This window comes from Pseudomonas sp. Eth.TT006 (genome assembly GCF_054456575.1).
In genome coordinates this window covers 48,526-55,325 of sequence record NZ_JBTJEN010000024.1, presented here as the reverse complement: position 1 = coordinate 55,325, position 6,800 = coordinate 48,526, and the positions used below count along the sequence as shown (strand labels likewise).

6 protein-coding genes are annotated in these 6,800 nt (G+C 59.5%); 5 read left to right on the top strand and 1 reads right to left on the bottom strand.

Translation table 11 applies throughout. The annotated features are described in order from the left end of the window. The 5 genes from ACXR0M_RS25760 to flgE form a co-directional block, all read left to right on the top strand. A partial coding sequence (locus tag ACXR0M_RS25760; protein ID WP_458834439.1) for a hypothetical protein occupies positions 1 to 282 on the top strand: 282 nt, incomplete at its 5' end. After that, complete coding sequence (flgB, locus tag ACXR0M_RS25755) at positions 279 to 686, top strand: flagellar basal body rod protein FlgB (protein WP_007917581.1); 408 nt, start codon at positions 279 to 281, stop codon at positions 684 to 686. The genes ACXR0M_RS25760 and flgB, both read left to right, overlap by 4 nt. Before the next feature lie 3 nt (positions 687 to 689). Continuing rightward, positions 690 to 1,133: a flagellar basal body rod protein FlgC gene (gene flgC, locus ACXR0M_RS25750; protein WP_003227217.1), complete on the top strand. Its 444-nt coding sequence runs from the start codon at positions 690 to 692 to the stop codon at positions 1,131 to 1,133. 15 nt (positions 1,134 to 1,148) lie between these two features. Then, the gene (gene flgD, locus ACXR0M_RS25745) at positions 1,149 to 1,877 is read left to right on the top strand and encodes a flagellar hook assembly protein FlgD (RefSeq protein WP_458834437.1); all 729 of its coding nucleotides are present in this window, start codon (positions 1,149 to 1,151) and stop codon (positions 1,875 to 1,877) included. 30 nt (positions 1,878 to 1,907) lie between these two features. Beyond that, on the top strand, positions 1,908 to 3,224 hold the full coding sequence (gene flgE, locus ACXR0M_RS25740; RefSeq protein ID WP_458834436.1) for a flagellar hook protein FlgE: 1,317 nt from the start codon (positions 1,908 to 1,910) through the stop codon (positions 3,222 to 3,224). Positions 3,225 to 3,860: 636 nt separating this feature from the next. Here flgE and ACXR0M_RS25735 read toward each other — a convergent pair. Further along, positions 3,861 to 6,755: a ribonucleoside-diphosphate reductase subunit alpha gene (locus ACXR0M_RS25735; protein WP_458834435.1), complete on the bottom strand. Its 2,895-nt coding sequence runs from the start codon at positions 6,753 to 6,755 to the stop codon at positions 3,861 to 3,863. Positions 6,756 to 6,800 lie beyond the last annotated feature (45 nt).

Here is a 6,800-nt window from a genome sequence, read left to right as displayed (position 1 = left end):
CTTGATCTTGATCTTGATCTTGATCTTGATCTTGATCTTGATCTTGATCTTGATCTTGAAAAACAAAATCAAAAGATCGCAGCCTGCGGCAGCTCCTACAGGGATTGGTGCGGGTCAGGCGGCAGAAAAGCGGCAGTCAGCGGAAAGCGGTTGCCGCTTTTCTGGCATTGCCGCAGCGGCCGCATCCGGCAAAGCCCCGGTTTACGGGGCTTTTTCTGTTTGGCACGGCGCTTGCTAAAGCTCACGTACGAAAAACCGGTCACCCGAAGGTTCCCGACATGAGCATCAGCTTCGACAAAGCGCTCGGCATTCACGAAAAGGCATTGGGCTTCCGCGCCCAGCGCGCCGAAGTGCTGGCCAACAACATCGCCAACGCCGATACCCCGAACTACAAGGCTCGGGATCTGGACTTCTCCAAAGTGCTTGAAGCACAGACCCAGAAGAACGCCAACGGCACCATCGCCCTCAACATGACCAACAGCCGTCACATCGAAGCTGAAGGTCTGGGCAATGGCGACGAGTCGCTGATGTATCGCACGCCGATGCAGCCTTCGATCGACCAGAACACCGTGGACGCTCAGCTTGAACAGTCGAACTACGCGGAAAACGCGGTCGGCTTTCAGGCCAGCTTCACCCTGCTCAACAGCAAATTCAAAGGGCTGGTGTCAGCCCTGCGCGGAGAGTAATCAATGTCCCTGTCCAGCGTTTTCAACATTGCCGGCAGCGGCATGAGCGCACAAACCACGCGTCTGAACACCGTGGCTTCGAACATCGCCAACGCCGAAACCGTTTCGTCGAGCATCGACCAGACCTACCGCGCCCGTCACCCGGTGTTCGCCACCATGTTCCAGGGTGGCCAGAACAGCGGCAGCAACTCGCTGTTCCAGAGCCAGGACGCCGCCGGGCAGGGCGTGCAGGTGCTCGGTGTGGTCGAAGACCAGAGCAACCTCGAAGCGCGTTACGAGCCGAACCATCCGGCGGCCGACGCCAAGGGTTACGTCTACTACCCGAACGTCAACGTGGTGGAAGAAATGGCTGACATGATTTCCGCGAGCCGTTCGTTCCAGACCAACGCGGAAATGATGAACACCGCCAAAACCATGATGCAGAAGGTACTGACCCTCGGTCAGTAATAAGGGGCGACTGCCATGAGTGTTTCCGATTCCACCAGCAGCCTGAGCATGAATGACATCCTGGCGAACTCCTCGAAGAAGACGAGCAGTACGACCACCGGGGGCATTGCGTCGGCGACCAACAGCGCCACCGGCGGCAAAGCGCTGGGCAAGGACGCGTTTCTGCAGCTGCTGGTTACCCAGCTGAAGAACCAGAACCCGCTCGATCCGCAGGACAACAGCGCCTTCGTCGCGCAGTTGGCGCAGTTCAGCAGCCTTGAGGGCATCACCACCCTCAACACCACCGTCAGCTCGCTGGCCGGCAATTACAACTCGTCGCAGGCACTGCAGGCGTCGTCGCTGGTGGGCCGCAACGTGATCGTGCAGACCAACAGTGTGCAGATGGACGATCCAAGCAAAGGCATGACCGGTTCGGTCACCGTTCCGACGTCGATTCCCGGCGGCACTGTCACCATCACCGACAGCAGCGGCACCGCGGTGCGCACTATTGATCTGGGCAGTCGCGCTGCAGGCAATGCGAGCTTCACCTGGGACGGCAAGGACAAGGACGGCAACCTGGTCAAGGCCGGTACCTACACGGTCAAGGCCAACGCTTCGATCAATGGCACCTCGACCGACCTGGCGACCTATCTGCCAGCCACGGTCAACAGCGTGACCATCAGCCAGACCGGTGGCGAGCTGATGCTCAACCTGTCCGGCAAGGGCACCGTCGCCCTGTCCAAAGTACAAACCATTGGTATATAGAGCCGACTAACCGGCACAAAGGAGTGGAATATGTCTTTCAATATCGGCCTTAGCGGTCTCTATGCAGCCAACAAACAACTGGACGTGACCGGCAACAACATCGCCAACGTGGCGACCACCGGTTTCAAATCGTCCCGTGCAGAATTCGAAGACGTCTACTCGGCCACGCGCCTTGGTAGCGGCAGCAAGGTTATCGGCAACGGTGTGCGCCTGGCCAACGTGTCCCAGCAGTTCACCCAGGGTGACATCAACAACACCGGTAACGTGCTGGACATGGGCATCAACGGCTCGGGTTTCTTCACCATGAGCAACAACGGTTCGGTGACTTATACCCGTGCCGGTACCTTCAAGGTCGACAACAACGGCTTCATCACCAACACCGATTACACCTCGCGTCTGCAAGGCTATGGTGTGGATGCCAACGGCAAGATCCTCAATGGCGTGTTGACTGATCTGAAGATCGACACGTCCAATCTGGCGCCGAAATCCACTTCGCTGGTGACGTCGACGATCAACCTGGATTCGACCGCGGCAGTGATCGATGACACGGTGCCTGCCGGCAAATTCGACCCGGCCAACCTCGCGACCTACACCAAGTCGTTCAGCACGCCGATCTATGACAGCCAGGGCAACATGCACCCGATGGATCAGTACGTGGTCAAGACCGGTGCCAACACCTGGAAGGTCTACACCCTGGTCGACGGTCGTAACCCGGACGCTACCGGTAGCGATCCCAAGCTTACCGCGCCGACCCCGTCTACCATGACCTTTGACTCCGCTGGCAAGCTGACCCAGGTCAGCACCCTGCCAGGCCCGGTGATCAGCAGCGATCTGAAACTCGCCGGCTGGGTGCCGGGTAACGTAGTCAATGGCGTGTTCAAGCCCAATGGCGCTGCGGCAAACCCGGCCGGCATTACCATTTCGATGGCAAAGACCACCCAGTACAACGCCGACACCGCCCGTTCGATCCCGACTCAGGACGGCTACGCCACTGGCCAGATCACCAACCTGACCATCGACGGTACCGGTACCCTGTTCGCCAACTTCAGCAACAACCAGAGCAAGGCCATCGGCCAGGTTGCGCTGGCCAGCTTCACTAACGAACAAGGTCTGCAAGCGGTAGGTGGCACCAGCTGGAAGGAGACGTTCGCTTCGGGTATCCCGGGTTATGACGCTCCGGAAACCGGGACCCTGGGTTCGATTCAGTCCAACTCGCTGGAAGAGTCCAACGTCAACCTGACCAACGAGCTGGTGGACCTGATCAAGGGGCAGAGCAACTATCAGGCGAACGCCAAGACCATTTCGACGCAGAGCACCATTATGCAGACCATCATTCAGATGACCTGATTCTGGTTGCTGATTGTGCAAGGGAGCCCCTCGTTTGAGGGGCTTTTTTGTGGGTGGCGGTTTGGTGGTGGCTGGTTTGATTGGGGGGATATCCGTTGCTTCGGGTGTGGCGGCTGGCGGTTTCGCCCTTACGGCGACTCACTTTTTTTACAAACGCCTAAAAAAAGTAAGCAAAAAAACGCTTGCCCCAACGTTCGGCCCTCGCCGTGGCTCGGGTTCCTTCGCTCCGGGATTCATCCGGGGGCATCGTCTACGGTTTGCTTCGCTGCACCTCCTCTCGATGTGTGCGGCTGCGCCGCACGGTCGCTGCGCTCCCACCCCCGGATAAATCCCTCCACTCAGCCTGCCGACGGTGCGGGTGGATCAAGATCAAGAGCTGCAGCCGAGCTAACGCTCATCCTGTGTAGGAGCTGCCGAAGGCTGCGATCTTTTGATCTTGATCTTGTGGGAGCGAGCCTGCTCGCGAAGGCGGCCTGCCAACTGACCAATTTCCAGCTGAACACACCCAACCCCTGTAGGAGCTGCCTGCGGCAGCTCCTACAGAAAAATGGCAGACAAAAGAAAACCCCCGACACACCAGAAGTCTGTCGGGGGTTTCTCGGATCAGGCGTCTCGCAACGCCTGATTCAGCTCAGCTTATTGGCAAGCTTCGCAATCCGGCTCGTCGATCGCGCAAGCCTTTGGCACTGGCGCCGGACCTGCCGGAGCTGCCAGAACCGAATCGTCGCCGTGGTTGCCGCCAGCGGAAACAGCGTTCAGCTTGCCGGTGTTGATGGTCGACTTCTCGGTGCTGGTCGCGGCCAAGGCACGGAGGTAGTAGGTGGTTTTCAGACCACGGTACCAGGCCATGCGGTAGGTCACGTCGAGTTTCTTGCCCGAGGCGCCGGCGATGTACAGGTTCAGCGACTGGGCCTGGTCGATCCACTTCTGACGACGGCTGGCGGCGTCAACGATCCACTTGGTGTCCACTTCGAACGCGGTCGCGTAGAGCTCTTTGAGTTCTTGCGGGATGCGCTCGATCTGCTGAACCGAACCGTCGTAGTACTTCAGGTCGTTGATCATCACCGAGTCCCACAGGCCGCGAGCCTTGAGGTCGCGAACCAGGTACGGGTTGATCACGGTGAATTCGCCCGACAGGTTCGATTTCACATACAGGTTCTGGTAGGTCGGTTCGATCGACTGCGAGACGCCGGTGATGTTGGCGATGGTCGCGGTCGGTGCGATGGCCATGATGTTGGAGTTACGAATGCCTTTCTGCACACGGGCGCGAACCGGTGCCCAGTCCAGGGTTTCTTCCAGGTTCACATCGATGTACTTGGCGCCACGGGCCTCGATCAGGATCTGTTGCGAATCCAGCGGCAGGATGCCTTTGGACCACAGCGAACCCTGGAACGTGTCGTAAGCGCCGCGCTCATCGGCCAGGTCGCAGGACGCCTGGATTGCGTAGTAGCTGACCGCTTCCATCGACTTGTCGGCGAACTCGACGGCAGCGTCGGAACCGTAAGGGATGTGCTGCAGGTACAGAGCGTCCTGGAAGCCCATGATGCCCAGACCGACCGGACGGTGCTTGAAGTTGGAGTTCTTCGCTTGCGGCACCGAGTAGTAGTTGATGTCGATCACGTTGTCGAGCATGCGCACGGCGGTGTTCACGGTGCGTTGCAGCTTGGCGGTGTCCAGCTTGCCATCCACGATGTGGTTCGGCAGGTTGATCGAGCCCAGGTTGCAAACGGCGATCTCGTCCTTGTTGGTGTTCAAGGTGATCTCGGTGCACAGGTTCGAGCTGTGGACCACGCCGACGTGCTGCTGCGGGCTGCGCAGGTTGCACGGATCTTTGAACGTCAGCCACGGGTGGCCGGTTTCGAACAGCATGGAGAGCATTTTGCGCCACAGGTCTTTGGCCTGGATGGTCTTGAACAGCTTGACCTTGCCCGGGTACTCGGTCAGGGCTTCGTAGTACTCGTAGCGCTCTTCGAAGGCCTTACCGGTCAGGTCGTGCAGGTCCGGGACTTCGGATGGCGAGAACAGGGTCCACTTGCCGTCATCGAAGACGCGCTTCATGAACAGGTCAGGGATCCAGTTGGCGGTGTTCATGTCGTGGGTACGACGACGGTCATCACCGGTGTTCTTGCGCAGCTCGATGAACTCTTCGATGTCCATGTGCCAGGTTTCCAGGTAGGCACACACAGCGCCTTTGCGCTTGCCACCCTGGTTGACGGCCACAGCGGTGTCGTTCACCACTTTGAGGAATGGCACGACGCCTTGCGATTTGCCGTTGGTGCCCTTGATGTACGAGCCCAGCGCACGCACCGGAGTCCAGTCGTTGCCCAGGCCACCGGCGAATTTCGACAGCATGGCGTTGTCGTGGATCGCGTGGTAGATGCCCGACAGGTCATCCGGAACGGTGGTCAGGTAGCAGCTCGACAGCTGTGGACGCAGGGTGCCGGCGTTGAACAGGGTCGGGGTCGACGCCATGTAGTCGAACGAGGACAGCAGATTGTAGAACTCGATCGCACGGTCTTCTTTCTGCTTCTCTTCGATCGCCAGGCCCATGGCCACGCGCATGAAGAAGATCTGCGGCAGTTCGAAGCGCACGCCATCCTTGTGGATGAAGTAACGGTCGTACAGGGTCTGCAGGCCGAGGTAGGTGAATTGCTGATCGCGCTCGTGGTTGATCGCCTTGCCCAGTTTTTCCAGGTCGAAGGAGGCCAGCACAGGGTTCAGCAGTTCGAACTCGATACCTTTGGCGATGTAAGCCGGCAGTGCCTTGGCGTACAGGTCGGCCATCTCGTGGTGAGTGGCGCTCTCGGCCACACCGAGGAAGCCCAGGCCTTCGGCGCGCAGGGTGTCCATCAGCAGGCGGGCGGTAACGAACGAGTAGTTCGGCTCACGCTCGACCAGAGTACGCGCGGTCATCACCAGAGCGGTGTTGACGTCGTTCAGCGCGACGCCGTCGTACAGGTTCTTCAGGGTTTCGCGCTGGATCAGCTCGCCATCGACTTCAGCCAGGCCTTCGCAGGCCTCACTGACGATGGTGTTCAGACGGCCCATGTCCAGCGGCGCGAGGCTGCCGTCGGCGCGGGTGATGCGGATCGACGGGTGAGCGTCGACAGTGGTTTCGACCGGGGCGTGGGCCGCGCGCTCTTTCGAACGGGCATCACGGTAGATCACGTAGTCGCGAGCGACTTTCTGCTCGCCGGCACGCATCAGGGCCAGTTCGACCTGGTCCTGGATTTCTTCGATGTGGATGGTGCCGCCCGATGGCATGCGACGCTTGAAGGTCGCGGTGACCTGTTCGGTCAGGCGCGCAACGGTGTCGTGGATTCGCGACGAAGCGGCAGCGGTGCCGCCCTCAACTGCGAGAAACGCTTTGGTGATAGCGACGGTGATCTTGTCATCGGTGTAAGGAACGACAGTGCCATTACGCTTGATCACGCGCAGTTGACCAGGCGCGGTAGCAGCCAGATCCGAATTCGAATCGGCGGCCTGCGGCAAGGTGCCCTGCGGGTTCTCGCGAGTTGTGTCGGTTTGCATGGGGGGTGATCTCCACATTCTCTATGTTTGTTTGGGCACCATCAT

What these genes read in the sequence shown, in the direction of transcription:
- flgD (WP_458834437.1), top strand. Translation starts at nt 1,149, where the DNA reads ATGAGTGTTTCCGATTCCACCAGCAGCCTGAGCATGAATGACATCCTG.
- flgE (WP_458834436.1), top strand. Translation starts at nt 1,908, where the DNA reads ATGTCTTTCAATATCGGCCTTAGCGGTCTCTATGCAGCCAACAAACAA.
- flgC (WP_003227217.1), top strand. Translation starts at nt 690, where the DNA reads ATGTCCCTGTCCAGCGTTTTCAACATTGCCGGCAGCGGCATGAGCGCA.
- ACXR0M_RS25735 (WP_458834435.1), bottom strand. Translation starts at nt 6,755, where the DNA reads ATGCAAACCGACACAACTCGCGAGAACCCGCAGGGCACCTTGCCGCAG.
- flgB (WP_007917581.1), top strand. Translation starts at nt 279, where the DNA reads ATGAGCATCAGCTTCGACAAAGCGCTCGGCATTCACGAAAAGGCATTG.